38 protein-coding genes are annotated in these 24,758 nt (G+C 49.7%); 9 read left to right on the forward strand and 29 right to left on the reverse strand.

The features are described from left to right. Positions 1 to 6: 6 nt before the first annotated feature. From AC5JLP_RS24140 to AC5JLP_RS24155, 4 genes are all read right to left on the reverse strand, one after another. The gene (locus tag AC5JLP_RS24140) at positions 7 to 2,010 is read right to left on the reverse strand and encodes a DNA polymerase (RefSeq protein WP_496070375.1); all 2,004 of its coding nucleotides are present in this window, start codon (positions 2,008 to 2,010) and stop codon (positions 7 to 9) included. Further along, positions 2,007 to 4,928, reverse strand: a complete 2,922-nt coding sequence (locus AC5JLP_RS24145; RefSeq protein ID WP_496070376.1) for a DUF3987 domain-containing protein — start codon at positions 4,926 to 4,928, stop codon at positions 2,007 to 2,009. The genes AC5JLP_RS24140 and AC5JLP_RS24145 overlap by 4 nt, the downstream gene beginning before the upstream one ends. Positions 4,929 to 5,027: 99 nt before the next feature. Continuing rightward, positions 5,028 to 5,762 (reverse strand): hypothetical protein, encoded by a 735-nt coding sequence (locus AC5JLP_RS24150; RefSeq protein ID WP_496070377.1) that lies wholly within the window; start codon positions 5,760 to 5,762, stop codon positions 5,028 to 5,030. A gap of 163 nt (positions 5,763 to 5,925) precedes the next feature. Further along, positions 5,926 to 6,324: a PH domain-containing protein gene (locus tag AC5JLP_RS24155; RefSeq protein ID WP_496070378.1), complete on the reverse strand. Its 399-nt coding sequence runs from the start codon at positions 6,322 to 6,324 to the stop codon at positions 5,926 to 5,928. 179 nt (positions 6,325 to 6,503) lie between these two features. On the opposite strand from AC5JLP_RS24155, the gene AC5JLP_RS24160 reads away from it, so the two are divergent. Continuing rightward, positions 6,504 to 6,737 carry a helix-turn-helix transcriptional regulator gene (locus AC5JLP_RS24160; RefSeq protein WP_496070379.1) on the forward strand — a complete coding sequence of 78 codons (234 nt, stop codon included), beginning with the start codon at positions 6,504 to 6,506 and terminating at the stop codon, positions 6,735 to 6,737. Between the two features lie 93 nt (positions 6,738 to 6,830). Continuing rightward, a complete protein-coding gene (locus tag AC5JLP_RS24165; protein ID WP_496070380.1) occupies positions 6,831 to 7,025 on the forward strand; it encodes a hypothetical protein in 195 nt (64 codons plus the stop codon). 62 nt (positions 7,026 to 7,087) lie between these two features. Here the strand turns inward: AC5JLP_RS24165 and AC5JLP_RS24170 are convergent, their stop codons facing one another. The 12 genes from AC5JLP_RS24170 to AC5JLP_RS24225 all read right to left on the reverse strand — a co-directional run bounded on the left by AC5JLP_RS24170 (position 7,088) and on the right by AC5JLP_RS24225 (position 11,720). Then, positions 7,088 to 7,573 (reverse strand): hypothetical protein, encoded by a 486-nt coding sequence (locus tag AC5JLP_RS24170; protein WP_496070381.1) that lies wholly within the window; start codon positions 7,571 to 7,573, stop codon positions 7,088 to 7,090. Between the two features lie 26 nt (positions 7,574 to 7,599). Then, positions 7,600 to 7,725, reverse strand: a complete 126-nt coding sequence (locus tag AC5JLP_RS24175; protein ID WP_496070382.1) for a hypothetical protein — start codon at positions 7,723 to 7,725, stop codon at positions 7,600 to 7,602. 160 nt (positions 7,726 to 7,885) lie between these two features. Beyond that, positions 7,886 to 8,383 carry a hypothetical protein gene (locus AC5JLP_RS24180; RefSeq protein WP_496070383.1) on the reverse strand — a complete coding sequence of 166 codons (498 nt, stop codon included), beginning with the start codon at positions 8,381 to 8,383 and terminating at the stop codon, positions 7,886 to 7,888. Beyond that, positions 8,380 to 8,598, reverse strand: coding sequence for a DUF2811 domain-containing protein (locus tag AC5JLP_RS24185; protein WP_496070384.1), 219 nt, complete (start codon positions 8,596 to 8,598; stop codon positions 8,380 to 8,382). The genes AC5JLP_RS24180 and AC5JLP_RS24185 overlap by 4 nt, the downstream gene beginning before the upstream one ends. Then, a complete protein-coding gene (locus AC5JLP_RS24190) occupies positions 8,595 to 9,170 on the reverse strand; it encodes a J domain-containing protein (RefSeq protein ID WP_496070385.1) in 576 nt (191 codons plus the stop codon). Before AC5JLP_RS24190 ends, AC5JLP_RS24185 begins: the two co-directional genes overlap by 4 nt. Next, complete coding sequence (locus tag AC5JLP_RS24195; RefSeq protein ID WP_496070386.1) at positions 9,167 to 9,427, reverse strand: hypothetical protein; 261 nt, start codon at positions 9,425 to 9,427, stop codon at positions 9,167 to 9,169. The genes AC5JLP_RS24190 and AC5JLP_RS24195 overlap by 4 nt, the downstream gene beginning before the upstream one ends. Then, positions 9,424 to 9,840, reverse strand: coding sequence for a hypothetical protein (locus AC5JLP_RS24200; protein WP_496070387.1), 417 nt, complete (start codon positions 9,838 to 9,840; stop codon positions 9,424 to 9,426). The genes AC5JLP_RS24195 and AC5JLP_RS24200 overlap by 4 nt, the downstream gene beginning before the upstream one ends. Further along, a complete protein-coding gene (locus tag AC5JLP_RS24205; RefSeq protein WP_496070388.1) occupies positions 9,837 to 10,031 on the reverse strand; it encodes a hypothetical protein in 195 nt (64 codons plus the stop codon). Before AC5JLP_RS24205 ends, AC5JLP_RS24200 begins: the two co-directional genes overlap by 4 nt. Then, positions 10,024 to 10,485: a hypothetical protein gene (locus tag AC5JLP_RS24210; protein WP_496070389.1), complete on the reverse strand. Its 462-nt coding sequence runs from the start codon at positions 10,483 to 10,485 to the stop codon at positions 10,024 to 10,026. Before AC5JLP_RS24210 ends, AC5JLP_RS24205 begins: the two co-directional genes overlap by 8 nt. A 64-nt stretch (positions 10,486 to 10,549) precedes the next feature. Then, positions 10,550 to 11,104, reverse strand: coding sequence for a DNA N-6-adenine-methyltransferase (locus tag AC5JLP_RS24215; RefSeq protein ID WP_496070390.1), 555 nt, complete (start codon positions 11,102 to 11,104; stop codon positions 10,550 to 10,552). Continuing rightward, positions 11,101 to 11,544, reverse strand: coding sequence for a hypothetical protein (locus AC5JLP_RS24220; RefSeq protein WP_496070391.1), 444 nt, complete (start codon positions 11,542 to 11,544; stop codon positions 11,101 to 11,103). Before AC5JLP_RS24220 ends, AC5JLP_RS24215 begins: the two co-directional genes overlap by 4 nt. Continuing rightward, complete coding sequence (locus AC5JLP_RS24225) at positions 11,541 to 11,720, reverse strand: hypothetical protein (protein WP_496070392.1); 180 nt, start codon at positions 11,718 to 11,720, stop codon at positions 11,541 to 11,543. Before AC5JLP_RS24225 ends, AC5JLP_RS24220 begins: the two co-directional genes overlap by 4 nt. A 408-nt stretch (positions 11,721 to 12,128) precedes the next feature. Between AC5JLP_RS24225 and AC5JLP_RS24230 the strand changes: the two genes are divergently transcribed. Then, the gene (locus tag AC5JLP_RS24230) at positions 12,129 to 12,659 is read left to right on the forward strand and encodes a hypothetical protein (protein WP_496070393.1); all 531 of its coding nucleotides are present in this window, start codon (positions 12,129 to 12,131) and stop codon (positions 12,657 to 12,659) included. Between the two features lie 5 nt (positions 12,660 to 12,664). Here AC5JLP_RS24230 and AC5JLP_RS24235 read toward each other — a convergent pair whose 3' ends face one another. The 4 genes from AC5JLP_RS24235 to AC5JLP_RS24250 all read right to left on the reverse strand — a co-directional run bounded on the left by AC5JLP_RS24235 (position 12,665) and on the right by AC5JLP_RS24250 (position 15,271). Beyond that, positions 12,665 to 13,765, reverse strand: coding sequence for a hypothetical protein (locus tag AC5JLP_RS24235; RefSeq protein WP_496070394.1), 1,101 nt, complete (start codon positions 13,763 to 13,765; stop codon positions 12,665 to 12,667). A gap of 188 nt (positions 13,766 to 13,953) precedes the next feature. Beyond that, on the reverse strand, positions 13,954 to 14,430 hold the full coding sequence (locus AC5JLP_RS24240) for a hypothetical protein (protein ID WP_496070395.1): 477 nt from the start codon (positions 14,428 to 14,430) through the stop codon (positions 13,954 to 13,956). Continuing rightward, positions 14,427 to 14,927, reverse strand: a complete 501-nt coding sequence (locus AC5JLP_RS24245) for a hypothetical protein (protein WP_496070396.1) — start codon at positions 14,925 to 14,927, stop codon at positions 14,427 to 14,429. Before AC5JLP_RS24245 ends, AC5JLP_RS24240 begins: the two co-directional genes overlap by 4 nt. Before the next feature lie 71 nt (positions 14,928 to 14,998). Beyond that, positions 14,999 to 15,271, reverse strand: a complete 273-nt coding sequence (locus AC5JLP_RS24250; RefSeq protein ID WP_496070397.1) for a hypothetical protein — start codon at positions 15,269 to 15,271, stop codon at positions 14,999 to 15,001. 188 nt (positions 15,272 to 15,459) lie between these two features. On the opposite strand from AC5JLP_RS24250, the gene AC5JLP_RS24255 reads away from it, so the two are divergent. From AC5JLP_RS24255 to AC5JLP_RS24265, 3 genes are all read left to right on the forward strand, one after another. Beyond that, on the forward strand, positions 15,460 to 15,786 hold the full coding sequence (locus AC5JLP_RS24255; protein ID WP_496070398.1) for a ribbon-helix-helix domain-containing protein: 327 nt from the start codon (positions 15,460 to 15,462) through the stop codon (positions 15,784 to 15,786). Then, positions 15,779 to 16,273 (forward strand): ribbon-helix-helix domain-containing protein, encoded by a 495-nt coding sequence (locus AC5JLP_RS24260; protein ID WP_496070399.1) that lies wholly within the window; start codon positions 15,779 to 15,781, stop codon positions 16,271 to 16,273. Before AC5JLP_RS24255 ends, AC5JLP_RS24260 begins: the two co-directional genes overlap by 8 nt. An 87-nt stretch (positions 16,274 to 16,360) precedes the next feature. Then, positions 16,361 to 17,182, forward strand: coding sequence for an AlbA family DNA-binding domain-containing protein (locus AC5JLP_RS24265; RefSeq protein ID WP_496070400.1), 822 nt, complete (start codon positions 16,361 to 16,363; stop codon positions 17,180 to 17,182). Here AC5JLP_RS24265 and tnpA read toward each other — a convergent pair. Further along, the gene (tnpA, locus tag AC5JLP_RS24270) at positions 17,142 to 17,549 is read right to left on the reverse strand and encodes an IS200/IS605 family transposase (RefSeq protein WP_496070401.1); all 408 of its coding nucleotides are present in this window, start codon (positions 17,547 to 17,549) and stop codon (positions 17,142 to 17,144) included. The two genes, AC5JLP_RS24265 and tnpA, sit on opposite strands and share 41 nt — an antisense overlap. Positions 17,550 to 17,572: 23 nt before the next feature. Between tnpA and AC5JLP_RS24275 the strand changes: the two genes are divergently transcribed. Then, positions 17,573 to 18,838, forward strand: a complete 1,266-nt coding sequence (locus AC5JLP_RS24275) for an RNA-guided endonuclease InsQ/TnpB family protein (RefSeq protein ID WP_496070402.1) — start codon at positions 17,573 to 17,575, stop codon at positions 18,836 to 18,838. A gap of 173 nt (positions 18,839 to 19,011) precedes the next feature. Here AC5JLP_RS24275 and AC5JLP_RS24280 read toward each other — a convergent pair whose 3' ends face one another. Both AC5JLP_RS24280 and AC5JLP_RS24285 read right to left on the reverse strand, forming a co-directional pair. Then, positions 19,012 to 19,410 carry a nuclear transport factor 2 family protein gene (locus tag AC5JLP_RS24280; RefSeq protein ID WP_496070403.1) on the reverse strand — a complete coding sequence of 133 codons (399 nt, stop codon included), beginning with the start codon at positions 19,408 to 19,410 and terminating at the stop codon, positions 19,012 to 19,014. Positions 19,411 to 19,513: 103 nt separating this feature from the next. Next, entirely contained in the window at positions 19,514 to 21,091 is a 1,578-nt protein-coding gene (locus AC5JLP_RS24285; protein WP_496070404.1) for an MFS transporter, read from the reverse strand. A gap of 207 nt (positions 21,092 to 21,298) precedes the next feature. On the opposite strand from AC5JLP_RS24285, the gene AC5JLP_RS24290 reads away from it, so the two are divergent. Together AC5JLP_RS24290 and AC5JLP_RS24295 are read left to right on the forward strand one after the other, a co-directional pair. Then, a complete protein-coding gene (locus tag AC5JLP_RS24290) occupies positions 21,299 to 21,514 on the forward strand; it encodes a DUF2281 domain-containing protein (RefSeq protein ID WP_496070405.1) in 216 nt (71 codons plus the stop codon). Beyond that, the gene (locus tag AC5JLP_RS24295; protein WP_496070406.1) at positions 21,514 to 21,777 is read left to right on the forward strand and encodes a type II toxin-antitoxin system RelE family toxin; all 264 of its coding nucleotides are present in this window, start codon (positions 21,514 to 21,516) and stop codon (positions 21,775 to 21,777) included. The genes AC5JLP_RS24290 and AC5JLP_RS24295 overlap by 1 nt, the downstream gene beginning before the upstream one ends. A gap of 103 nt (positions 21,778 to 21,880) precedes the next feature. On the opposite strand, the gene AC5JLP_RS24300 is transcribed toward AC5JLP_RS24295, so the two are convergent. The 6 genes from AC5JLP_RS24300 to AC5JLP_RS24325 form a co-directional block, all read right to left on the reverse strand. Then, complete coding sequence (locus AC5JLP_RS24300; protein WP_496070407.1) at positions 21,881 to 22,117, reverse strand: hypothetical protein; 237 nt, start codon at positions 22,115 to 22,117, stop codon at positions 21,881 to 21,883. Positions 22,118 to 22,127: 10 nt separating this feature from the next. Next, entirely contained in the window at positions 22,128 to 22,400 is a 273-nt protein-coding gene (locus AC5JLP_RS24305) for a hypothetical protein (protein WP_496070408.1), read from the reverse strand. 110 nt (positions 22,401 to 22,510) lie between these two features. Further along, positions 22,511 to 22,918: a hypothetical protein gene (locus AC5JLP_RS24310; protein ID WP_496070409.1), complete on the reverse strand. Its 408-nt coding sequence runs from the start codon at positions 22,916 to 22,918 to the stop codon at positions 22,511 to 22,513. 52 nt (positions 22,919 to 22,970) lie between these two features. Further along, positions 22,971 to 23,258: a hypothetical protein gene (locus AC5JLP_RS24315; RefSeq protein ID WP_496070410.1), complete on the reverse strand. Its 288-nt coding sequence runs from the start codon at positions 23,256 to 23,258 to the stop codon at positions 22,971 to 22,973. A gap of 92 nt (positions 23,259 to 23,350) precedes the next feature. After that, the gene (locus AC5JLP_RS24320) at positions 23,351 to 23,566 is read right to left on the reverse strand and encodes a hypothetical protein (protein ID WP_496070411.1); all 216 of its coding nucleotides are present in this window, start codon (positions 23,564 to 23,566) and stop codon (positions 23,351 to 23,353) included. 61 nt (positions 23,567 to 23,627) lie between these two features. After that, a complete protein-coding gene (locus AC5JLP_RS24325; protein ID WP_496070412.1) occupies positions 23,628 to 24,752 on the reverse strand; it encodes an RNA-guided endonuclease InsQ/TnpB family protein in 1,125 nt (374 codons plus the stop codon). Positions 24,753 to 24,758 lie beyond the last annotated feature (6 nt).

A 24,758-nucleotide genomic window follows, 5' to 3' on the forward strand; every position in this document is an offset into this window, starting at 1 on the left:
TGCCCCCTATTTGTCTGACCATGCTTTACAAACTTGCTTTTCCGGTGTGCTACCAAGGTCATCCACTGGAATAGAAGTGATAAAAACTTTCATTGCTGCCTGCATCTCCACCAAGATCAGGCGAGAGACCGCGAGAGCATAAGCTTCGTCACAGACAGCATCGAGTTCGTCGTGAGCGCAATTGCACAGGTACGCACCCCACTCTGGATGAGCATCAAACCCGTCAAGAATGCCTTTCATAGCCAGTTTGATCACATCCGCTTCAGTGCTTGTCCAGACAAAAGAACAGGCATCGGACAATTTGACAGAAGGTGGTGCAGATGGTTGAAAATCAGATTTAAATTTCCGCATGTGAATGCGTCGCCCTGACCAGCCATAGACAAGACTGTATGTGTCTTTTAATCCTGGCAAAGTGACACATACTTTATTAGCCTGGTCAACAATGTCTAGTTGATAACGGCGCAGTCCTGCGTAGGCAGTATCCCAAGCTTTCACTGCTAACTTGGCAACATCTTCAGAAAGGTCAATGCCAGCATCTGTCTTAGCTGTACGCTGTAATGTTGATGGCCCTGCACCATTCAACCGTCCGTAGAACACAGGTTTTGCTACCTGTCTTAACTGGTCTGCCCGTTGGCGATCGGGGGATGTCTTATCCTTACGAGTCTGCTTGATATACTCTGCTGACCAATCTAGCCCTTGTAGCTTTGCAAGCTTACTAGCTGTGACTGAGTGAAAGTCAGGATCATCACCACTGTTGTAAATTTCCACCAATGTCTTATCACCACTTGCCTCCGCAGCAATCCGAGCATGGGCAGCAGACAAGTCAGAAATAATGAGTGCCTTACCTTCAGGCACTTTAAAGAACGAACGTACCTCAGGTAAGTTAAGTGCCTTGATCTCATCTGGCATGGAGATGGGATTAGGAGGGTTTTGCAAATTGACATTAGGAAATTGATCTTTAGCTTTGTCACCGCAAGTTGAACGCCCAAAGCCCGTTGGGCCTAACTGCCGAAAACTACCGCGTACAGAGCCATCAGAATAAGCGCGTTGACAACCCTTGATGTAATCAATGTAGGTAGTCATCGTGCGCCACAGGCTCAAAGACTTCAGAGCGGGTTTGTCCCAATAGGGAGAAAGACCCCCCTGGTCTGTGCTCTCAACTGTGATACCCAACGTCTTTTGAATGGCTTGTTTAACTTGCTTCGGGCTGTCAGGATTAACACCTGGAAATGTTTCATTGAATGGCTGCAGTAAAGCACCACAAGCAGCTTCATATTGCTGTAAAACATCTCTGAGAGTTTCGATACAAACGGGAAAACCGTAATATTCCATTTGCACAAAGGCAGGGTTCGCACCACTTTCTGCTAGAGCAGGGCCACTCAGGTTGACATTGTCTAGCATCTTCCCCAGTTGCCTGAAGACATCGAGAACGACTAGAGAATCTTTTGCTGAATAATTACGTTGCGCGTTTGTAAGCGCTCCACCAAAGTCAGATTTTTGCTCAGCCTTGTCCACCTCAATACCCAGCCGTGCACAGATTGCTTTGAGATTGTGACGGTAGGGTACTCCTGCCCAATACAACTGACTGAACAACATCACATCGCGGACACAACGCGTATCAAAGCCAAACTTAACTTTGACCCACAATTGATCAAACTTTAAGTTCTGCCCCACCACACGCACATCTGGGTCTCGCAACATCTGACCGAGTAAAGGTAAGAACCCTGTAGCATCCAGACGCTGGCGGCAAAGGTTGCAATCATCCATAAACCCTCCCAAGTCCACCAACAGACTTAAGCCGTTGGTCAACCCAATGGAAATGAGTCTGATGTCGCCTCGCCAAGGGTCAAGGGCTGAACCATTGCTAGCAAAGGTCTCAATGTCAAACCCAAACATTTTTGACTGTTGCCACTCGGTTAATGCGTCCGCCCAGCGCACATCTGAGGGTGTGACAATACAAGGATCTAAAGCAATTTCAGGTTCAAGCAAGAGAGCTGTTTGATAACTCATGGTGTCTCTCCTTGTTGTTGCAAGTAGTCGGAAAACAACATCAATTCACTCAATGGCACCCGTCGCGGAAACATATCTAGTTCCGCCTCTCCGTCCATCACACCCTTGATCCGCACCCCCTCGTTATTGACGCGCCTGAAATGCACCGGCGGGGTTAACCAAGCAACCAAATCACCCTTCTTCAAGGTAGGAACTGGCACAAGGGGGGGTGGCTTTGGTTGTGCTGCGTTTGTCACGTCTGTCACAACATTTGTCACACCCTCTAACGCTTGCCCGGTATACTCTTGAGGTAGTTCTGTCACACTTTCAGAGATTTTTTTATTTTCTAAAACCTCTTCCACTTTGTTAACTTCTGTAACGGTATCTGGAGGTTTTGAAAAATTTTGATTTTTTGTGACAAACAGGGTTTTTTCGTCTGTATTGCCTTCCCCTGTTGTGTTGTAAGGTGTGACAAATTCGTCAAAAACCTGTGACAAATGTGACAAATCTACCTTTTCTGTGACAAACTTCCAGCGCAATGACTTTTTGTCACCGTGTGACAGTTCGCCTAAGCCAAGTTCAATAAGTTGCCTAATTTTGTCTCTTGCATCCTCAGCCGATTCGGCATAGCGTTTGCGAAGAATCTCCCGATCGCTGACTTCGCCAATGCGCTGGCTGAGTTCCACAATCTTGAGTAATTCGGGAGGGAGGTCAGTCTGAATTGTCTTGGCGTGTAGTAATTTGACCTGTTGGATGTAGTACTGACAGAGGTAGAGACTCCGTTGCATGGTTTTAGCGGGCACCCGGTCATCATCTGGGCATTCACCCAGGGCAATATCGAGGCAATGCAGCAGTAGTGCAATGCGGGCGGAGTAACCAATCATCTTGGCAAGGGCATTCTTAAAAGCGGCGGAACAGTACTCCCGTTGGTCTTCCACCCAGGACTCAAACTTGTAAAAGAGTTTTTGCGCTTCTGGAGAAAGTCGAAACATGCGGTCTGACGCTAAGTGGTCAAGCTTTGTGTAAACGTCCTCTAGTAGTGCACTGATGTCTGTAGGAGTGCTGCGATGGTCAGCCCTGATGTAGGGTGGATTGCTCCAAAGGATACGACCCCACATGCCATCACTATCTTCTTTGTTACCCATCTGTTGTTCCAGGACAGAGGTTTGGATGGCTCCAGACAAAGAGACTGCCGACTTGGGTACAAAGACACTGGCATTCTCAGTCTTGCGGTCTGTCTTCAGGTCGCCGCCATTCCACAAGCGCAACAACTTTTTACGGTCATTGCCTTTGCCACCAGACTTGTACTGGTCTAGTCCATCAAACAATTCTGCTAACTCGTCGTAGAGCAAGCTAAACCCAGTGGCTGATTCCTCTTGAGCGTGCAAAGCAATAGCAGCATCAAGAGTAGTGTCTTCCAGGTAGTAGTGCCGCTGATTCGGTTGTTTGGGTACCTCAGAAGCGTCAGCTTCTGCGCGTTCCTCCCTCTTCTTACCGTCCCACTGCCGTTTGTTGATCTCATACTCTTCTTTACGAGCTTCAAACTCTTCACGGGCTTGCACCTGCAACTTCACCAAGGGTTTACGAATCACCTTCATGGCAGGCGATTTCTTAAACCCTGGTTCACCCACAAAGCCTGTCCACAAAACGCAAGGTTCTGTCCACCCTTGATGCACTCGAATATCAGCACGGGTACCGACAATGCCAGCACACACCGCCATAAACACTTGGTGCAAACATTCGGGGGCAATGGGTAAGGCTAAAGCCTGTTGTGTGAGAGCATCAGCCAGGTAATTTGGGTAGACCTTGTGAAGATCCAGCCGATCCTTTGAGTAATAAGCCAGTTCCTGTAACAACTCTTTTTGGTTGTTCAGTGATTCAGCAGCATCGTCATCCGGCAATTCCAGGACAGACCGTTGCTGACTACGAGTGACAGCCTCTTTATAGAGTCGCCAAGCATACCCTTTGATGCAACCCTCGATCGCGTCGGGAGGGAGAGAGGTGGAGCGACTTTTTTGACTCGCGGAACGCCAGATTGTTTCTCTTTCTGCTGCCTCAATCGTTGGATGACAGCAATCGCAGTATGCCTCAAACATTGACCGAGGGTCGTCGTCAAACCGTTGTCCAAGTGCTTGCAGATAATTGGCGGTACCAATGAGGTTTGCTGCTAACGCAAACCCTCGGTCATTCCGTACACCCTCACCTACACCCCGCGCAATCAGGCTGCGGTTCTCATGACTAAGGCACAACTCTAACGGTATGCTCTCAGCCAGCGGTACTGTACAACGTTCTTCAAACGTGTGCCAGCGCATTGAAATTTGCGTATCCGTGCTGTCAAGCTGTATCTGTGGTACAGCTTGCCTGAGCATGTCATAGCTGTAATCACTGTTGCTCTGACTGACAATCTGCACTTGTCCTGCTTCTGGGTGCCAGCAGCCAGCTAGACGCATCACCCGACTGGGGTTCTTAAGTTTGCGATCGGCGTTCGCATACTCCAATAGGTCTGTTTGTAAAACCTTCCAGGCCTCTGGGTAACAGGGTTCTTCCAATAGCCAGAAAGAGTAAACTGACCGATTGCTAGTATCAACTTGGATGGTTGGCTCAGGTAACTGTAAAGATTGCCACAGTACCTTACTAGCCTCCCGCTCCAGATCATCGTGTTCGTAGAAGACAGCACGACCACTCTTAATCTCGTCGTCTTTATGACCGCCGCCATTCACCACAAAATAGATACTCTTACCTTCAGCCTGGTAAGCCTCTAAGGCAGACCAATCCAAGTCAGGCATGATTTCACTACGGTTAATCCCTTTCTCCAGTTTGTTCTTAGAAAACAAGCGCAGAAACACAAAATCTCCGTCTTGGTACCCCAGTGATCTCAGATGGGCGATTGCTTGCCCCTTGTCAATGGGACAGTTTGTTGCGACGCTTTGGTTAGCCATTTTCAGGTATCTATGCGTGGGGAATGGTTAGGAGCGGATCGAGAGGTGAGACTCTCGACCGCTCCGTTAAATAGAATTAAGAGGGTCTAGGGAAGTGATTCAGAAAGGTATGGCATCTTTTGCTGCTTCTGTAATCTTTTCTACCTGCTCTTTTGCAGCTTCTACAGAGCCAAAAAGTGTGGCAATCTTCTCCAGACGGCGCGGCTTCAGAATCCACTCTCGTGCCTCATCAAACTCGTCTACGTGAGCAGCCTTGTTCAACATGGTTTGGAAGGTGTCCCAGTCCGGATGGCCTGGTGCTGACGCAGGTGCAGGGGTACCATCATCAAACGGGTTGTCGCCAGTCAGTAGAGCCTCAAGGTTGATAGCAGCTTCCTTGTAAGCTGTGATGGTGTCTTTGGCAGCAGGTTTAGCGGGTGATGGCTGTACGGTGTACTTTGTGTCCATACCATTACCAGAACGGCTAATTGTGATGTCGTAACCGTTGGGATGCCCCCACTCGTCATTGTCGTAAAAAGCTTCTAGCTGATCCTGGACAGAGACTTGTGTAATCTCCCAGATCGCAAGTTGCTCTTTGGCATAGTCCCAGACGACCATCGCCCAGAAGTATTTGATGCTCTCTGGCTTGCCAGTCTTGTCGCTCAGGCGAATATCGGTTGGGTTGCCAGGATGCTCCATGGAGCGGACGGGTTTGTTCTGGTTATTCCAGTACACATAGCCAACTGTGGCATCCGAAAGAATGCGTACTTTGTTCTTGCCGTCCTGAGGACGGAAGTAGTTGCCACCACCAGAGGTGCGGACGGGGCGAGATTCAACAGCGGGTAAAAAGCCCATATGAGGTTCCTGTTGTGAGTGTTGTGAGTAGAACGTTGCCCGTAGGCGATGTCGTTGTACGGCAGGTTTAAGGTTTCAGCCGCTTCAACCTGGATGAGAAGAGAAAAGGGCGATGGCTAAGTCGCCCATTCGTCGCAAAACGAACACTGCAAAACTTGATTAACTAAAACGGGGACTCGTCTTCCCCCCAACTTTCCCGAAAGCACCAGCGCTTGCTCTGGAACTCTGGATGCTGACGTACAGCCTGCATCACTTCCAAAAAACCTGGTGCATTGGTGACGAGATTCACAAGAGCATCCTCGTCTTCCCATTCGTTTTCCATGAGGATCATTAAGCGCTCGATTTGATCGACAGGTCGATCGAGATGAATCGCTGTGATGTAAAACGTCTGCGGGGTTGTCTTCTCTGGTACGCGCTGCGTCTCGATCACTTGCTGCGCTGCCACCTGTCGGTAAACTCGTAGCGCCTCGTCCGCACGTTGGGCTACGGCTAAAGATTGGAGTGCCTCGGTTTGTGGGGATGGCGCGATCGGCTCTTGAGTCGTCGTTGCTGCTGTTATCATTTGTAATATCCGTAAGTTGCTTGTAACGGCTTGTGGTAGAAGACCAGCGCTGGAAGCCTCGGAAACTGTCAGCGCTGGCTCTTGTCAATAGGCTTGCTTTCGCTTGCCCTCCTCTATTATTACAAGAAAACTGGGGAATTACAAGAAAACTGGGAAATCTGTTGTAGAATAGGGATGTAATGAAGCTTTCAGGGGGTGAATTTGTGAAGGTGTTTCGGGAAAGAACTGGTAAAAACCAGCGCGAATTTGGTGCCGAGATCGGTGTGAGTGACCAGACAGTGAGCAACTGGGAGACAGGGGTTTCTAAACCCAAGTTGAATCCTCCGCAAATGCTTAAGCTTTGCCAGTTACTTAATTGTTCGTTGGAAGATCTTGCGGAAGCTTTCTCAAGTTCAGATAAATCAGCGGCTTGATTAGGAAGGCGACGCACAGACGTTTCAGAGAGTGTGCGATCGCCCGTCGTTTCAAGAGTGCGATCGCAATTTGAATAGGGAGAGAATATAAACATGTTTAGACTCACTGAAGAACAGAAGCAGGGGATTAAAGCGGATGCATTGCGCGAGTGCGTTTTGTTTGCCTATGCTCACGGACGGATCACTGAGGGATGCGGCATGGACTTGCTGGGCATTGATCGTCTGGGCTTTCGAGGCTTATGGCTGGCGTTTTTGGCGGTCAATCCTGATGTTGAAACGCTGGACTAGCCTGTTTGTGACCCAGCGATCGCCTAGTCCTCCCTCTGTGTCACCAGATGGGAGGATTCTTTTTAAGGGCTGGACCTAGAAGCTCGATCGAGATACTCCTGCCACTGCGTCCAAACCCCGTTCTGCACAAAACCCCAATCACGTCGCCGCTTGCCCGTGAAAAACAGGGTCCAGGTTTCACCACCCGCTCTCTCTGGGTCTAGCTCCAACCGATGCAACGCTTCAGCTGATCGCATTCGGAACGAACCAGCACCACGCCAAAATTTACCTTCAGGTGTGTACTCCCAATAGCCACCCGTCAGAAGCAGCGAGGCCCAGTGCCAGGGATGGTCATGGAGGGCGCGATCGTGGTCTGATCGACAGATGTGATGCAGCAGTAGATTAAAAGGTGGTTCTTGAATGTTGCTGCTGTTTTGCCCATCTTTACGACCCTGAAACAGCAAGAAGTAGCGTTCCAGGTAGACCGACCCGCTTTGGTCGTCGAGGATGACACGCAGGCGATCGTGCCTTGCCAAGAAGTCAGCTAATCTGTGCAAGAGCTTGAGCATGGGTTTTGAGTAACGTTTAGGCATCATCAGGACTTGCGATAGAGCGTTTCAAGGGTTTCTTTCTGCGTTTCCAGGTCTAGTTCGCGTTCAAGTTGGCGGCATTTCTTGTAAGTAGTGATCGCGCTTTTGGTAGCAGCAACGAGGTCAAACATTGACTTGACAGTGAAGCTCAGAGAAATTGCTGTTAACAGGGCCAAGCTCATCATTGCCTCCGCTGAACGGGAGATTGAGCCGCTTGCTCTCTTTGCCAGAGCACTGCCAGTCGCAGCAGCTTGAGATGGAACGGGGGGTAGGTGGGGTAGTAGGTGAGTTTCATGCCTCTACCTCCTGATACTCAACCGCCACCACCACCGCTTTCACGATCGACCCAGGTTCGTTGTCCTGAAAAACATGCCAGTGTGGCGGGATCATAAAAGCGTGGTTGGCGTGAAAGCGAAACCAGACAGAGCCAGGCTCAACGCCATCACCCAGCTCCAGCAGGTCAGTGCCGATTTGCAGCACAACACCTGGATTCTGTTGGCAGAAAAGCGGGCACGGCTCCCAGACAGCGCTGACGATGTAGGCTTCTTCCAAGCGATAGGTCAGTACACCGCCGTGCTGCAACGTGATTTTGAGCCAACAACCGCGCAGCGCTGTTTGCACGCCCTTTGCTTTGGCAGTGGGCAATGGTAGCGCGATCGGCAGCACATCCTTACCTGAGAAGGCATACCATTCACGTGAAAGGTGATTGAAGAAAGGTTCGCTGTAGTTGTGTTGCTGACAGTAATGCCAGACTAGAGCGGGAACGGAAGAGAGAGGAGTGTGGGTCATGCCTCCCCTCCCGCCGATCGCTTAAACAACGCATCTAAATACACCCGCGCTGCCGCCCTCGACTCCCCCACATCGCCAGTGCGGTTCTGCAACAGAAACAATGCCAAGGCAGCGGCAAAGACCCGATCGGTGTCGTAGCCAGGTCGTAACGCCAGAAACGCCCTCAGCGAGTCGTGAAGATGCTCTGGCACTTCAATCAGTAGGGAGACTGTCATCGCGTTACTCCTGCCGTTAGCTCAAAACGGCTGCTGGGCAAGTAAAAGACCCAACTTGATTCGCCAAACTCCAGCGTGAAATACTTTCGTGCCCACTCTTCGCGCATGGTGCGGTTAGGTGCAATCTTGAGCAGGTGTTCGCGGTAGTGCGTGCGATCGTTGCCTCGATCGGCAAACAACACCCCTCGAAACCATTCAGGACGCGGTTCGATCCGTGATCGCCTGAAAGTGTGGATAAACGTGTGCAAATGCAACCCAGGGAAAGCGTCACTCAAGCAGGTGCGATGGTATGCACCTTGCCACCCTTGTTTAAATTCGCGCTCCCACCTTGGTAGTTTCTGAGCAAGGTAATCACTCCACTTTTGCCCGTTGTCCGCCTCTACGCTGGCAACGGCTTCTAGCAAGTCGTAAGCGGCATTAAGATCTTGCGCGACCTCGGTTGCTTTTTGTAAGCGTTGAGGGTTTAAGTCTGGGTGCCACTGCCGGATCATTCGCCTGTAAGCATCCTTAAGCTGAATCAAGGTAAAGGGTGATTCCAGCGCTAAAAGATTGATAGCCTCTTCAAAAGTCACGCTTCTACCTCCTCGCCTACAATCTCCAAGTATTGAAAATGCACCGTCTCCAGTCGTGCGCCAAACTCGATGTCGATGTAGTACTGCGCTTTGCCGCCTAGCTTGAGGACATCAGCAGGCTTCAGGTAGGGCAGCGACCTGATTACCCCTTCTCGCTGCCTCTGCCTTGGGCTGCAAGCGCGAGGTATGGTGCGGACTTTAAGACCGATGCAGACGTTGAGCTTGGTCAGTTTGATGAGTGCTTGAGTAGTTGTCATGCTGCTGCCTCCGCCTTTGCTAGAGATCCAACAATTGGCTCTAGTCTTTCGATTTGCTGCTCGATCGTGAGGTGTCTTGCATAAAAAGGCCCTGTATCCCCAACTTTCCGAGGGCTGAAACACAGGCGCAGATAACGACTACTTGCACCACTGATTTCAAGTCGCACACCATAGCGATGGCAGAGCAGTACAAGCAAAGTGAGACCATCGTCGTCATAGGTGGATAGGGTGCCATAGAAGACAATTTCAATCCAGCGATCGCTACTCCAATCAACTTTTTTGTTGGCAACGGCACTTTGCTGATGGTAAAGACCTCGAAACGCCTGCCCTAAAATGTCTGCAACGAGCTTGCCAAACTCGCTTAAATCGTCACGGTAATAGGTAAGCCATTCAGCGCCAGAGAACTTAGTCACGCTGCTTCCTCCTCAACCAACTTTGCTTCATACGCTTCGGCCCGCTTAAACCAGTACCACAGCTCGTCCTCACTGCGACTACTGGGCACATGGCGACGGCATTCCTTCGCTAGACGCTTCCATTCCTGCTGTTGTGTGCTGAGTTGCTGTGTCGATCGCGCCGCTGTTCTCCAACCAGTACTTTCATCCATGCCCCGCTTCTCCAAAACGTTGACGGTTTACTTCATCCCAATGAGCGCGTCTACTCACACGTTCGCGACCGTTCGGTAGGCGGTCAGACCGTGGAGCACCCTTAAAACTGGGGTCAACCCACGATCGGTAAGGCGCATAGACCCGATCGACAGGCCGTGGTTTGGGCTGATAACCAGCCGGAAACACCCGCATCTGTGGGTAAAGCACGCATGGCTCTACCAGGTTGATCACACCCTCTACCTTTAACTGCTCAAACGCTTTGAGGGTGTGCACACCCAGGCGACGGCGACCCACGATCGGTAGCCGACAAGCCACAGCCAATCGCATGACATCAATACCAGGGCGTTGTGCGACAATAGCGGCGACTTGGGCTTTGATGGCCTCAAACGGACGGTCTAAAACTGGTTCCCGACATTTGCGCCGAGATTTGCGTGGTACAGTGGTTCTAGTCATAAGTTCTCTCTGGTAGGGGAACGCTGGAGCGATCGTTTGCGGGGGCAGCGATCGCTTTTTGCTGTTAAAGCAGTAACGCAGGCGCAAAAATCTTTCCCTGCTGAGCAAAGACTTCGGCAAAGCGTTGATAATTTGAACCTAAATAGAAAATTGTTGATCCTGGAACAGGTGAGTTGTTCCAAGTCGTGCCTTTAGCTTTAGCCTCACTCTGCTTCTGGGCTAGTAATGCAGCTGATGGTACAAACCGAATGCGTTTGCTACGGCAGTGGTAGGCATGATCAAACAGTGCTTCCATTGCTGCACTGTCACCACGCACAAGCGCGATCGCCTGTTCAAAATCGCCTCGTTTCCAATCGGCTAACAATTTGGTGCAGAACCGACTACCAATATTGCCATATGGCGGATTGAGCCAGATTGTTTTTGCCGTCCAGGATTGCGCTAAACCGTTTGTCTGTTCAGTGAAATACCGATCGGCCTGAATCCATTCTTGAGCAACAATGTTAGAGGCCGGGTCTAGCTCGATGCTGCCCATCACAGTACGGGCAAGTGCAATGATTTCAGGTGGTGTATACCACTCGTTTGATTTAGACGAGGTTAAAACCTCAAAGGCTGCGTTCACTGCACACCTCCTGCTACCGTTGTCGTCTCTGTCTCAATGGCAGCTAGGTACGCAGTGAGGAGTACGATCGCCGCTTCAGTTCGATCCCCATCCCATCCCCGATCAAGGGTGCGAATGTCGTCGGCTGCTAGGAACAAAACAGCCGTATACGACTTATCGTCTGGATAGTAGTCGAGTGCCAGCCGCAATCCTTTGACCGCGATCGCACTCATCAATGCTGACAGCAGCATCGCTAACCCACTGCTGGAGATGGCACCAAGGGTCGTGGCCCAAATGGTGAACCAGGTATCACCTACCCGCACGTCAATGTCATGCCCACCACTAAAATTGGTGCGCTCGAGGCGGCAAAACTCAGGGTCGTGCTGGCTCCAGGTGCGGAGTTGTGCGAGGATGCGATCGGCTTCGGTAGTAGGCGCGATCAGGTGTTCTGCGTTTGTCACGCGACCACCTCCTTAGTTTTTGTTTTCGAGGCTTTGACCCAGCGCCAGACAGTTGTGTAGTCAACGACCAGTCGCCCGTATTCGCGCTTCAAAGCGTCTTCCACCTGCCTGTAACTCAGCCCCTCCCCGTAAAGAGCAAGAGCTTGTTTGCGGTATTTCGTTGTTTCAGCTGCCATAAATTGTTGTGTCCTCAACACTCAAGAACTTAAAGAACCCGCTCAGATGGCGGGTTGGATTTATTAAGGAGTAACGCGGTTCAAGCAGGGATTGCTTTGATTAGCCTCAGCATAGTTTTAGATCAGTGATCTTGTCAATTAGATCACTGATCTATTTAAGATTGGCAAACAAATCGACTAAGCTCAGTTCAGTGATCTGACCTACAATTAGAGTGAAGTTAGTCTTTGAGTCCGAAAATGTTAGATGATGCTGTTTTTAACGATCGGTTTAGGAAGCTTGTGCTTCGTATCTGGGACGCAAGGAAGAACAGTGAAGACATTGAAGCGTTTGCACGTGAGCACTTCAACCTTTCAGAATCTGGTTTTAGGAATTGGTTGCGGGGAACTAATGCCACGAGAGATTTCCTCATGATTGAGGCGCTTGGCCGCCTGGACGGTATGACCTTAGAAGAAACAAAAGCTTATTTCTACGGCAAAGAGGTTTCAGACAATTTAGAGGATAGAAGCTTGGGGGAGTCTAAGGCGTTGCTGTGCATCGCAGCAGCGCCAGTGGAAAGCCTTTCTAAATACCTTCAAGCAATTACTGATCGTTTGGCTCTCATCGCTAGGGATAACTTGCAGCACATTACTCCTATTAACAAGGTGGCGGCAGAATTTAGTCGTTCGCTCTGCACGGTGCTAGTCGAGCAAAAGATGACCCTTGAAGAGATATCGGTCAAATGCGAGATTGAATTACCTTGTCTTAGAGCAGTGGCAGCAGGTCAGAAGGTGCCAAGCCACCGAGTAGCGATCGCGCTTCAAGGCTTGCTAAAAGATTTTCAAGGGCGGGTTTACGAAGGAGAAGATCTGCTCGAAATCTTAGAGCAAGTAGAGCCACAGATTGTTAAAAACGTGAAAACGCCGCCTCAGCAGAAGCGGCGTAAAGCAAGTCAAAGTTAATCAGATTAGACAACTGTCATGTTGGCTTTAGCAATGTCCAGGACTTTGGCAATTCGCATCCATTCACCGTCGCAGAAAATACGCTGGAATGATGTGTACCAATTCGTTACTTCATCGTAATCATGTAAGTAAGCTTTGTATTCGTAGTTCTGTAAAAAACCATCTCGCTCAAGATAGGTCTGCATTTTTTCAAGCTCACCTGGTGCCCAACCTGCCTTATTGATTGAGCCTGCTCCAACCCAGTAACTGATTGTTTTTTCGGTCAACTTGGCATATTGGCGCGAAACAATAATCGGTTTACTTTCTGCCTCTGTCACCAATGTCATTACATCCGGCGAGTGTAAGATGCTGTTGTATATTTCGGTGAAAGTTAGATCACCTGGTAATAACAACTCTTTCTTATGACCGTTTCCATTTACTTGTTCAATCATGTTCTGCACTTCCCTGCGCTGTAGTCGCCCTGCCAGTAATGCTTCTTTTGCAGAGAACGCTTTGTACAGGCAAGGGACTTGATCCTTAACCTGATAATAAAACTCAAAGTTAGTCTGTGGATACAGCAAAAAAGCGCATTCTGCTATATCCCAACGACCTTCATGTAGTGCGATTGCGTCTTCTTTGGACGTACAATAAATCCGAATTTTATCGGACGGCTCCAGGACACTGCGCTCCAGGATTTCCTTATGCGTCAATAGCGGTAAGCGCTTGAAAGCGTTCTGAGCGGCTAGGCGCAATAATTCAGGGGTCATTAGGTCAGGAACACTTAGATTGATATTGTCATTTTGCCCTAACTTTGAGCAGCTATCAGTTCTATTGTCAGCAATCGCCGTGATTGCGGTCACAGGGTCAGCAACTAGCAGCGTTCCGTGCAAACAATCATCTTGAAATTGCCACCGGGCATTGATAGTTAACACTTGGTCACGTCCGATCGGCTTAGCCACGTACCGCAGCTTGACGGTGCCCTGCGTTTTGGCAGCAGCGACGATCTTCAACCATTGCTCTAGTGGTATCCAGTTGGTGATCGGTTTGTGCAGACAGAGTGGTACTGCCTCATCTGGTTCCCATTGTTGGGTGATCGTGCCTGATAATGTTACTGTGCACCGGGGCATTTGCATGTTCGGTTGTATCTGAGACATGTTTATGCTTTGACTAGAAGGGTTTAAGGGCTTGATGCACCGCCATTAACTCTTCACCTGAGTCAAAAATTATACATCAACAAAGGTTTTGAGTGGTACATCTGTACGACTATAAAGCCGCTCAAAAATTGGCGATGTCTGTTGCAGCTTCGATTGAACAGTCAAAAAACTAGCCCAAACGGGTGTTTAACGAGGCTGGGTGGACGGCTTTTGCGTACTTGCACACACACTGGCACTGTCAGAACTTTTTCTTCAGCCCAGCCAGCCTTCAGGCGTGTTTTAATAACATCTCTAGGAATGCCGCGAAGCTCGACCCATTCAGCAATTGTCTTGCTTTCGCCGCGCAATGTTAAGAGTCTGTTGTTTCGCCTGTTTCTTGCTTGCTCTGCCCATGTTCCCCAAATAACGTTACCTGGCTCATAGTTGCCATCGTTATTCTTGCGCTCAAGCGTGTGCTGTGGCGATGGCTTGCCACCCATGTCTTGCAGAAAAACCGCAAAACTTTTGCGCCATTGAGGGCAAACTTTAATGCCCCTGCCGCCGTAGTGCTTGTAGCTTGGGTGAGCAGGATTAGTGCAGCGCTGAATCATTCCAGACCATGTGTCGTAGAGCGGATGCTTCGATCGCTTCTGTATCATTTTTTCGCCTCGCAGCGGCAGCGGTTCAGCGAGTCTTCGTAAATGAGCGTGTCGTCCTCGTCCACATAAACTGCCTCTAGCGGTGTTTTGCCGAGCGAATAACTCAAGTCATAACGCCATCCAGGTCGTGAGTTATGCCGTAACGACTCGTAGGGGTTCTCGTATGCCATACCCACGATCGTGCCCTTATGTTTGCCGTAGTAGACCGACTCAAAGAGCTTGAACTTAGGGGCTGGTACGGCGGCGGGGATGGCTATAATCAGGCGCTCTATTGCGCCTCTTTCGTCTAGCGGGAAAACCTTGCTTTCGTGCAACACATCGCTAAGCTGGACAGGTTGATAGAAATCGATGTGGTAGTTAAAGCCAGGGTCAAAGCGACAACCATCGGCATCAGTCGTGTAAGTAAAAGCCGTGATCACGCCACACTCACCCGCTGCTGACTGGACGTGTTGCCCTGTTTCATAATGCGGCTGCGGAAAATGGTAGGTGTTAGCCATCGTTCTAGTCCTCTAAATGTGCAGTGGGAAAAGAAGGGGAGAAGGCTCCCCAGTTGCAGCAGGTAGAAGGATTAGAACGGGGTAGTAAGCTGCTCGATTTCAGACTCAGGATCGAGCGTGTAGCCTGTCAGCTTGTAGAGGTTACGCAGATAAGCGACTTCACGTAGTACGTCGCAAAAGCCCTCTGAGAGCGTCACCACATCTAGCTTCATGGAGCGATCGAGCTTGTGGTTAATCAACGTCACCCGATGGATGTACTGACGCGGCAGGGTGACATCGAAACGGGTGGCTAACTCGTTGCTGGTGAGGAGGAATGGGTCAGCGTTGAGAACGGCTTGAGTCATAATGAGTGCAGATCCTTTTGTAGAAGGGGATTTAGAGAGCCGCTGTGAACTTCTTGGTCGGAGAGAGCAGCGGTTTCTCTATGTCACTATCTTAGTAATACTGAGTATGCTTGTCAACATATTGAGTAATACTTGTGCTACGATAGTATTAATCAAGCGATACTGATGTTGTCGCTTGGGGTTGTTGTATGCCGGAAGGTAAAGAGAAGATGGCTAGAACTTCTATAACAGTTCCAGAAAGTCTGCTAGAGCGATTTAGAAAGTATTGCGATAAACAGCGCCGCTCTGTTTCATCTCAAATAGCTTTGCTAATGGAGGAGGTGGTTGATGATACAGATGCGCCTGTGCCCGGATCGTTTGCTCAATCCACTCATGTGAAGAGCTTAGAAGACGCTGACACCGATATCGTGGTTACTGATGTCGGACACGGCAATCCCGGAAATTTTAGTAAGCCGCGTTCCGAGTTTTCGGAACCGAAAATACGAGACGCGGGTGAGGAGGAGAGTAATGCTTAACCCATCCACTCTTGATCCTCTGTCCTTGCCATCTTTACCGCTTGAACAGCGATCGCAACTACCCACATCCCCTTGCATCTACTTCGCGATCGATAGCCGAGGTGTTGTTCAGTGCATAGGCGGCACTGGTAATCTACAGAAGCGATGGCTACAGCATCATCGGTACAAACAACTGAAGAACCTCGGTAGCATATCCGTAGCTTACTTGTCCGTTGACAAGCCAGCGCTGTTACGAGAGATTGAAGATGCTCTCATTGCTTGGTTTAATCCACCGCTGAATGGTTCGGCGGTTGTAGGAGAGATTCGGAGGGTGTCACTCTGCTTGGAGGAGGATCTGAAGGAAAAGCTTGAGCGTTTAGCCAAAGCGCGTAAGCGTTCGCTAAGCAATCTAATCGAAACTTGCATGGAAGAAATTGCGAAGCAGGCTGAGAAGAGCGGCGAACTTGAGGGCGAAGGCGATCGACCACAGGGCAAGAAAAAAGACTAACCAACGAACGTCTTAAACGCTCGTTGACATATCGCTAGCCGCACGCTTACGGCGCTCAAAGCAGTTTTTGAGAAAGGGTAGACAGATATGAATGTGCAAGCGCTCCTACTAGCTCTAAGCCTTGGTGAGGAGAAAGACTGGGAGTTTAAGTCTGCTAAAGGAGGTTTGCCAGGAGCTTTGTGGGACACTTACAGCGCTATGGCTAACACTGGTGGTGGTGTCATTGTTTTGGGTGTCAAGCAAGAAGGAGAAGAGTTCTCTATTGAGGGCTTGGAGAATCCGTCTAAAATCAAAAAAGCCTTTTGGGACACTATCAATAACAGAGGGAAAGTCAGTTATAACTTATTGCACGATGAAGACGTAACTTTATTGGGTGCTGAAGAGAGAAATGTCTTAGTGATTAGAGTTCCTAGAGCTACTCGAAGGCAGCGTCCTATTTATACCGGACAAAACCCACTATTTGGCACGTATCGTCGAAATTATGAAGGAGATTACCGCTGCTCTCCTGATGAAGTCGGAAGAATGCTGGCTGATCAGGCAGAAGAACCCGCAGACAGTCTTATTATTGAGAATTTCAACTTTGACGATTTAGATCCGCTTAGTTTGCAGCAATATCGGCAGCGATTTTCTGCGAGATCTCCGGCACATCCTTGGTTGGCAGAGGACTTGAAAGGGTTGCTTACAAAACTTGGAGGATGGCGTAAGGATCGTCAAACTCAAGATGAAGGGCTAACGATTGCGGGTTTATTAATGTTTGGTAAGGACGAAGCCATCAAAGCCTCCGAGGTACTCCCGCCACAGCGAAGCTTGGCGGTGATGGGGGATAGGAGCGGCACTTTCGGGGTTCGATACCCCCGAAAGTGCCAAGCTAGTCGGCGGGCGAAAGTTGATGCTCCACATACGCTTTAAGTTGTTCAAGGGTTACACCTCCGGCTGATGCTACGAAATAAGCTCCAGTCCAGAACACAGGCTTGCGGTAGACCTGATCAAGTTCTTCTGCAAACTCTTTACGAATTAAACGACTGGACACAGTTTTTAGGTTGTTGACCAACTTGCTCACTTCAACATCAGGTGGATAATCAATCAACAGGTGAACATGGTCAGCTTCACCGTTGAACTCAATTACTTTGCTACGCCACTTTTGACAGGTTGCCTTGAGGATCTCTCCCAGTCGATTTAGGATGGCTTGACTGATGACCTTTTTTCGGTACTTGGTTACAAGCACTAAATGTATGTTGAGCTTGTAAACACAGCGATAGCCTTTGTTGTACTTCATTGCACTAATGTTAGACTAGTACAATGCTACTCACATACCAGTACAAACTCAACCCCACTCCGGGACAGGCGGCAATTATGGCGCTCTGGGGCGAGTTACTGCGGCGGCATTGGAACTATGCGCTCGGTCAAAGGCTTGACTGGCTGCGACGTACCCGTTGCCAGATTGACCGATGCAGTCTTGTCTCTGAGCCGATTGGTGAGGTTTCTGAAAAGGTTGATTACTATACTCAAGCATCGGATTTACGCACGACTAAAGAACTGTTCCCGGAATACAAAGACATCTATTCCGATTGCCAGCAGCAGAATTTAATGAGACTGGACAAAGCCTGGAAGCGCTGGCTGCTTCCCGACAAAAACGGAAAACGTGGCGGCATGCCGCGCTTCAAGAAACGAGGTGATATTTGCTCGTTTACCTTTCCGCGTGTGAACTGCCCTAAAGCGGGAGCAACACTAACCGGAAATACTTTGAAGCTTTCCAGAATCGGTGAGATGGCAGTGGTTTTGCACCGCTCAATCCCGAACGGTTTTAACCTCAAGCAAGCTACTATCTTGCATAAAGCGGATGGCTGGTATGTCAGCCTCAGTTTGGAGGACGGGACGGTTCCAGAACCGTTACCTGTCGATGCAATCAAATCAGTAGTTGGCATTGATGTTGGGTTAGAAAAGTTTTTGGCAACCTCAGATGGTCAAGCAGTACAGATTCCGCAGTTTTACCGGAAAGCGCAAAAGCAATTAGCCCGTCAACAGCGCCAACTTTCCCGCAAGCAAAAGGGGTCTAACAACTACCAGAAACAAGCAAATCGAGTGGCAAAGCTGCATCTGCACATTGCCCGTCAACGCAAAGACTTTCACTACCAGGTTGCACACTGGCTTTGTGATTTGTATGACTTGATAGCGTTTGAGCACTTGAACATCAAAGGACTTGCCAGAACCCGACTGGCAAAATCGATACTGGATGCCGCCTGGGGCGCATTCCTGAACATCCTGCAAGCAGTAGCGGTCAAACGCGGCAAGTGGGCAATAGAAGGCGACGCTAGGGGCACCAGTATTGAATGTTCGAGTTGCGGTGAACGGGTTGAAAAAATGCTGAAAGATCGAGTGCATAGCTGTTGCTGTGGGCTGGTGATTGACCGAGATTGGAATAGCGGCATTAACATCTTGAATCGAGTACAACGGACGCTTGGACTAGCGTTTGCTGGCTGTGGAGGCTTAGGGGTTGCCCTGCCTGTGAAGCAGCATTTTTCAATTGTGAGATTGGAAGCCCTCGTTACACCGCTCTGCGGTTAGCGGCGGGAGTTGTCACTGAGCAGATTACCGATCCTCGCTTCGGTAAGGTCAACATCTACCCGCGATCAATCCTGGAGCAGGTGTTTGCAGGAGCGGTCAGCATTCCGAGCTAAGGAAGTCACACCAACAGAGCGGTGCTGACAATATGTCATCGTGACTTAATCATGCAGCGACTACGCAAAAACAGGCGTTGTATCTGTATAGAAACGCACTGATTTTACTAAACCAGCTTCATTGAGATCCGTGAAAGCGACTGCCCGGATAGAAACTTTCTTTTCATCTAAACGAGTGTAATGATTGATGGCTTCTAAAACGTAGTTTTGGTCGGTTCCGTAGATGTTTAGAAGTTCGTGTTCTAACGCCTTGAAGCTTCGCCAATAAGCGCCAAGTCCTTGCGTAATCGCTTCCTTGCCCTTCATCGGAGGACTATTGTTAGATTGGACTTCACAATCATCTGCTAGAAAGTTAGCGTAAGCTTCTATATCCAAGCTATCGAGTGCCTGTAAATACTGAAGATAACGTTCGTAAGCTGACTCAGAGATCTGATTGATTCTCAACGAATTGGTTTTCACTTCTATCTCCTTCTGTAGCCGTAACTTTACACAGGGTACGGCATAGTTGCAACATTATCTATTCCCAGTGCCATCTGTAAGACAGCGTTGGGAGTATGTCAACTCATGAGCTTATTTTCTCACGCTGCTCAATCATCAACGCTGCGGTGACTGCACTTGCGATCGCCAAGCCCGCCGACAGCCACATCACCCAACGAAAGCCATCTAAAAACGCTGCGGCGATCGCCGCTTTCAAGGCGGCTGCCACTTCAGCCCGCAAGCCGGGAGGGATGCTTGCTGCCGCCAAGTTGATACGTTGGGTGTCTAAAAACTGCTGTGCCTCTGAAGGTAGTTGTAGTGGTACAAGACGTTGGTTCAGGCTGTGGTTGAACCGATTTAGCATCACCAGACCAAAGACAGCGATTGCCATCAGGCTAGCAATCCGAGAAACAGCGTTATTAACCCCTGAGGCGACTCCCACATAACGCCCATCGACAGCGTTCATCACCGCAGTCGTTAGAGGAGCCACACAGATTGCCATGCCCAAACCCAAAATGACGACGGCGGGAAAGAAGGTAGTCCAATAGCTACCACCAATACCAGGGCGTGTCATGAAGCCGAGACCAACTGCTGCAATCGCTGTACCAATAATCAACGGTTGTCGGGCACCGTAGCGATCAACCAGTCCTCCTGACCACCGTGAGAGGAGAAACATAATGATCGGAAAGGGCACGAGAGCGGCTCCAGCACCTGTGGTTGAGTAGCCCTGCACTTGAATGAGATTGAAGGGAAGAAAGAACAATGCACCGCCTAAGGCAGAGTACAGCAAAAAGGTGAGCAGATTGGCACCACTAAAGGTACGAGAACGAAACAGGGCTAACGGCAGCATGGGCGAAGCGAGGCGAGCTTCTACCCAAAAAAAGAGACCTGAAATTACTACCCCTACCGTGAGCGCGCTTATAACAAAGAGATTAAACCCCATACTGGCAGACTCTAGCAAGCCATAAATCATGCCACTCAACCCTATGATCGCTAATAGTGCTCCCAGCCAGTCCAACTGCAAGGCTTCAGCATCACGGCTTTCGGGAACACGCCAAAGGCTAATTAGAATGACAATGGCTGCTAGCGGCAGATTAATCAGAAAGATCCAACGCCACGATAAAGCTTCAATTAACCACCCACCAAGTATGGGGCCAGCGGCTGAAGTCATGGCTGTGAACCCCGACCATAGCCCGATGGCGGCTCCGCGTTGTGCATCGGTAAAGGAAGCACCAATAATTGCTAGACTGCCAGGGATCAGCAACGCTCCACCGATGCCCTGAATGCCACGAGCAATGATCAGTTGCTGGATCGTGGGAGCTAAGCCACACCAAGCAGAGGCGATCGCAAAAAGTGCCACGCCTAAGATAAAAATTCGTCGTCGTCCAAAATGGTCACCCAACGAACCACCGACCAGGATCAGCGCCGCTACGAATAGAGCATACGCTTCTACCACCCATTGCACATCTGCAACCGTTGCCTTTAAGCCTGTTTGCAATACGGGTAGAGCCACATTCACCACCGTACTGTCAATGAAAGCCATGCTAGAGCCAAGAATTGTAGCCGCCAGCACCCATGCTCTAGCATTTTGCCGACAAGGGGTAGAAGGTTTTTTTGAACGAATAACTCCTTCATCACACGGCGGTTTGATTGTATGTGTCACGTCCTAGCTTTCCTGACAGTTGCCTTCGCTATCTTAGAATTGCTTTGCTATCGATGGTAGTCTCATTTCAAAAAACAAAGAGCGGCGATGGGAGTATGTTCACAACTGACTGCCATCTTATAACGGTTATAAGATGGCAGTGAGCACTGAATTGTATTTTCATGCAGCCGCTCGCACGGTTACGACACCCAACCAAGACACCCGACCATGACCACTGTTAAAGAGCAGCTTTTGCAAGCGCTCGATCGAGCGCCGGATTCGGTGCTCGAAGAGGCGCTACACTATGTGCAGTATTTAACCGATCGACACCTTGACGCGATCGAACTACGCGAAGACTTAGAGGCTATTCGTGCTGCCCGACAAGAAAGGGAGACTGAAGGCACCGTGTCTTGGGAAGAACTTAAAACGGAGATCGGCTTGTAGTGGTTTACCGCATTGAGTTCATCAAAAGGGCAGCAAAAGAGCTTAAAGCGTTGCCCTTAGACATCCAGTTGCAGCTCAAGCCTAAAATCGACGCACTAGCTGAAAACCCGCGACCTCCTGGGGTGATCAAATTAGAGGGTGAGGACAACGCGTATCGTCTGCGTGTGCGAGACTATCGCCTAGTCTATGAAATTTATGATGACAGGCTCGTTATTTCTGTCGTTAGAGTGGGACATCGCCGCGAGGTTTACCGACGACTATGACCAACCAAACACCCGACGATTTTGAAACGATTCGTCAGCTTTTAGCGTTTGCTAGAGGCAGCAGCAGCTTGATCGGCGTTTGCTAGAGGCAGCAGCAGCTTGATTAGGGTTGCAATGCTTTCTCAGCCTCCTGGATATCGGCTTTAACCTGATCGCAAGCCTTGATCGCGCTGCCACTGCAAGAAGTGCAGGTTTTGAGTTGAGCTGCAACATTGGTAAGCGTCCCTTTCACTGCTGCGGTAGAGGGGATGGTATCGATCTGTACCTCCATCCAATAGTCGATGATTTTGTGATAGTCTCGCATTTGCTCACCACACGCCTGCACCTCGTCTCGATCCATGCATTGATCCTCAAACCTCCTTCGCTGTTGTAGTTAGTTCTTCTGCCAAAATCAGGCTCTGTGCCAGCAACCGATCGCTCACATCTTGCAACCGTTTCAGGTAAGCCAAACGAGCGGCGATCGCTACTCTGATGCGATCGGGTACAGGTTGCCCTTTGCGGGTGTAGTTCTCGGCTGAGTTGAGCAACGCCAGGTAATTGGCATACTGCGATCGGCTGGTGTGGTGAAAGTTGTCCAGTTTTTGCTCTAACTGGGTCAGAGCGTCCGGTTCTGAATAATTCATGATCTCTAGGTGACGAAGGAACACAGGAAAACCGACAGCGTGACGGCATTGGTTTGGCAGCTTCTGCTGCTTCATTGGCCTTAACACGCCCTAGATCGATGCCGTTTCTCTTACGGTAGTTTGAGCCAAAAACCATGCTCTACTTTTTGTCGCCGTTCAAGTTCTCTGATTTCAGCAATTGTTTTGACTTCGTTTTCCTCTCTCCATTGCTTCCATGAGTCGTCAGTGGCGATCCATTTAACCCATTCTTCTGTATCTGGCTTTGGCTCGAAGGATGGCTTCAGCTCATAAAACTCTTTGTTTTGGTTCTCTTCGCAGCGTTCGCAAAGCCATCCACCACCATGTTTCATGCAGAAATGTAAACCGCATCCTTTATTGCCGCCGTATGGTTCCCCGCCACAGACGTAACTGATGCCGCGATCGATTTCTTCTTCACATCCCGGATGATCACAAACTGCGGGCACGGCATAGCCAATGAACCGCGTAAAAGTTGAATCGTAACCGATACTCCAACCCATAATTTTGCTCCAAGGCTATCGTTCAACAGAAAGAACACACGACGAACCGAGTTTAAGCGTTGCGCGTACCAGAGCCACTCGATCGACCGGGCCCACCAACGCGACCCGGATCGAAGTCCGCCATCAGCTTGCGGTGTCCTCCTTTTTCTGGCGGCACATCAACGGCTGCAATTTCTTGCTCAGAAGGATTGTGGCAGGGGATGCAATCCTGGTAATCCCCACTGCTAACAACGCGGCCAATACGACCGTTACGGTAGCAGCCACCGCACCCCGCGATCGTGCAGGGTTTGACGTTCAAAACAACAGACAACGAGAGCGTAAACAAAGTTGATACGATCAAAGCGAGTCTCCTATTAGTAGTGGGTGATTCAGGCGATCGCAAGTCTTGCAGGAGGAGCGATCGCCAAAACCGATTATCAACAGGGAAGGGAGCTAGAACCAGCGACGGCGTGCATGTCCCCGCACATCAACGCCACCGTCCTCGTCTCTTTCTTCTCGTCCGTCCTCACTGTTGAGCGAGACTTCGTACTTTGGCTGCTGACCTTGGCTCCCAGCTTCGCCGTTCATCTCGGTAGCAAGACGTGTTGCGCCTTTGAATGACATGCCATCAGTGACGGTTTGACCTTCGTACTTAACTCTGTAGCCCATGATTGTTCTTCCTTTTTCTAATTGAGCCACTCCCACTTCTAAAGAGAGTGGGATTCAGGCTTCAGACAGCGATAGCAGGCAAAGCCGGTCTGACATCGCCTAAGCCTATGGTTGAACTCCCAACCTTTTTGATATTTACTGAAGCATTTTCGTCCCGGGCATGTCCCGCATGGCACTCAGGACAACGCCACCAACGGGTAGAAAGGTCTAGAGACTTCAGCACATGACCGCAATGAGAGCAGGTCTTAGAGGATGGATACCAGCGGTCTACATAGATAACCTGCTTGCCTTTCTTTTTGGCAACCCACTCTAGAATTTGCAAAAACTCTCCCAGCGCCAAATCACTAATCTTGCGCCCCCACAGACGTTGCATCCCTTTCAGGTTCAACGTTTCAAAGCACAAGACATCAAACTGGTCTGTCAGTCGATGAGCCAACTTCCAGAACCAATCAGACCGTCTGTTAGCAATGTCCTCATGCTTTCGTGCCAGGTTAAGCCGTGCTTGTTCGCGGTTGTGCGAACCTTTCACCTTACGGGAAAGCTCACGGTTAGCCTTCTTCACGGCATTCAAAGATTGCTTGAAGAACTCTGGTGCGTCAAGGCTGAAACCCTCAGAACACGTTAAAAACCGCTTCAACCCAAAATCAAAGCCAGCGACACGACTCGACTCGACCTTAACTTGTGGGACAGGTTCAGTGTCAACGACCACAGCCATAAACAACTCCCCCAACGGAGTGCGTTTGATGGTGACGGTTTTGACGGTGCCTTCGATGGGTCTGGAGTTCCAGTACTGATACACCCGCTTGCCGATCTGGATGCGATTGCCACCCAGAAACTTATAGCCAGCTTGCTTGAGGGTGAACGATTTATACTTTCTGACTTTCTTGAAGTTGGGCGGTCTGACTCCTTTGGTGTGGTGCTTGAAAAACAGTTGATAGGCTTTCTCGATCCGCTGGCAGATGTCTTGCACCGCTTGGGAACCGACCTGCTGCCAGAAGGCAATTCGCTTGCGTTTCTTGGCAATATGAGCCTGAAGCCTCGCACAGTTCAAGTGCTTGCCATACATCCGGTAGTACCGCTTATGAATCGCGATGCAGCGGTTGTAGATGATCCCAGCGACGTTGATGACGCGCTTGAGATACCGATTCCGCTTGTGGTTGTACAGCTTGAACTTCAGAGTCTTCATGCAAAC

Source organism: Stenomitos rutilans (genome assembly GCF_059505485.1).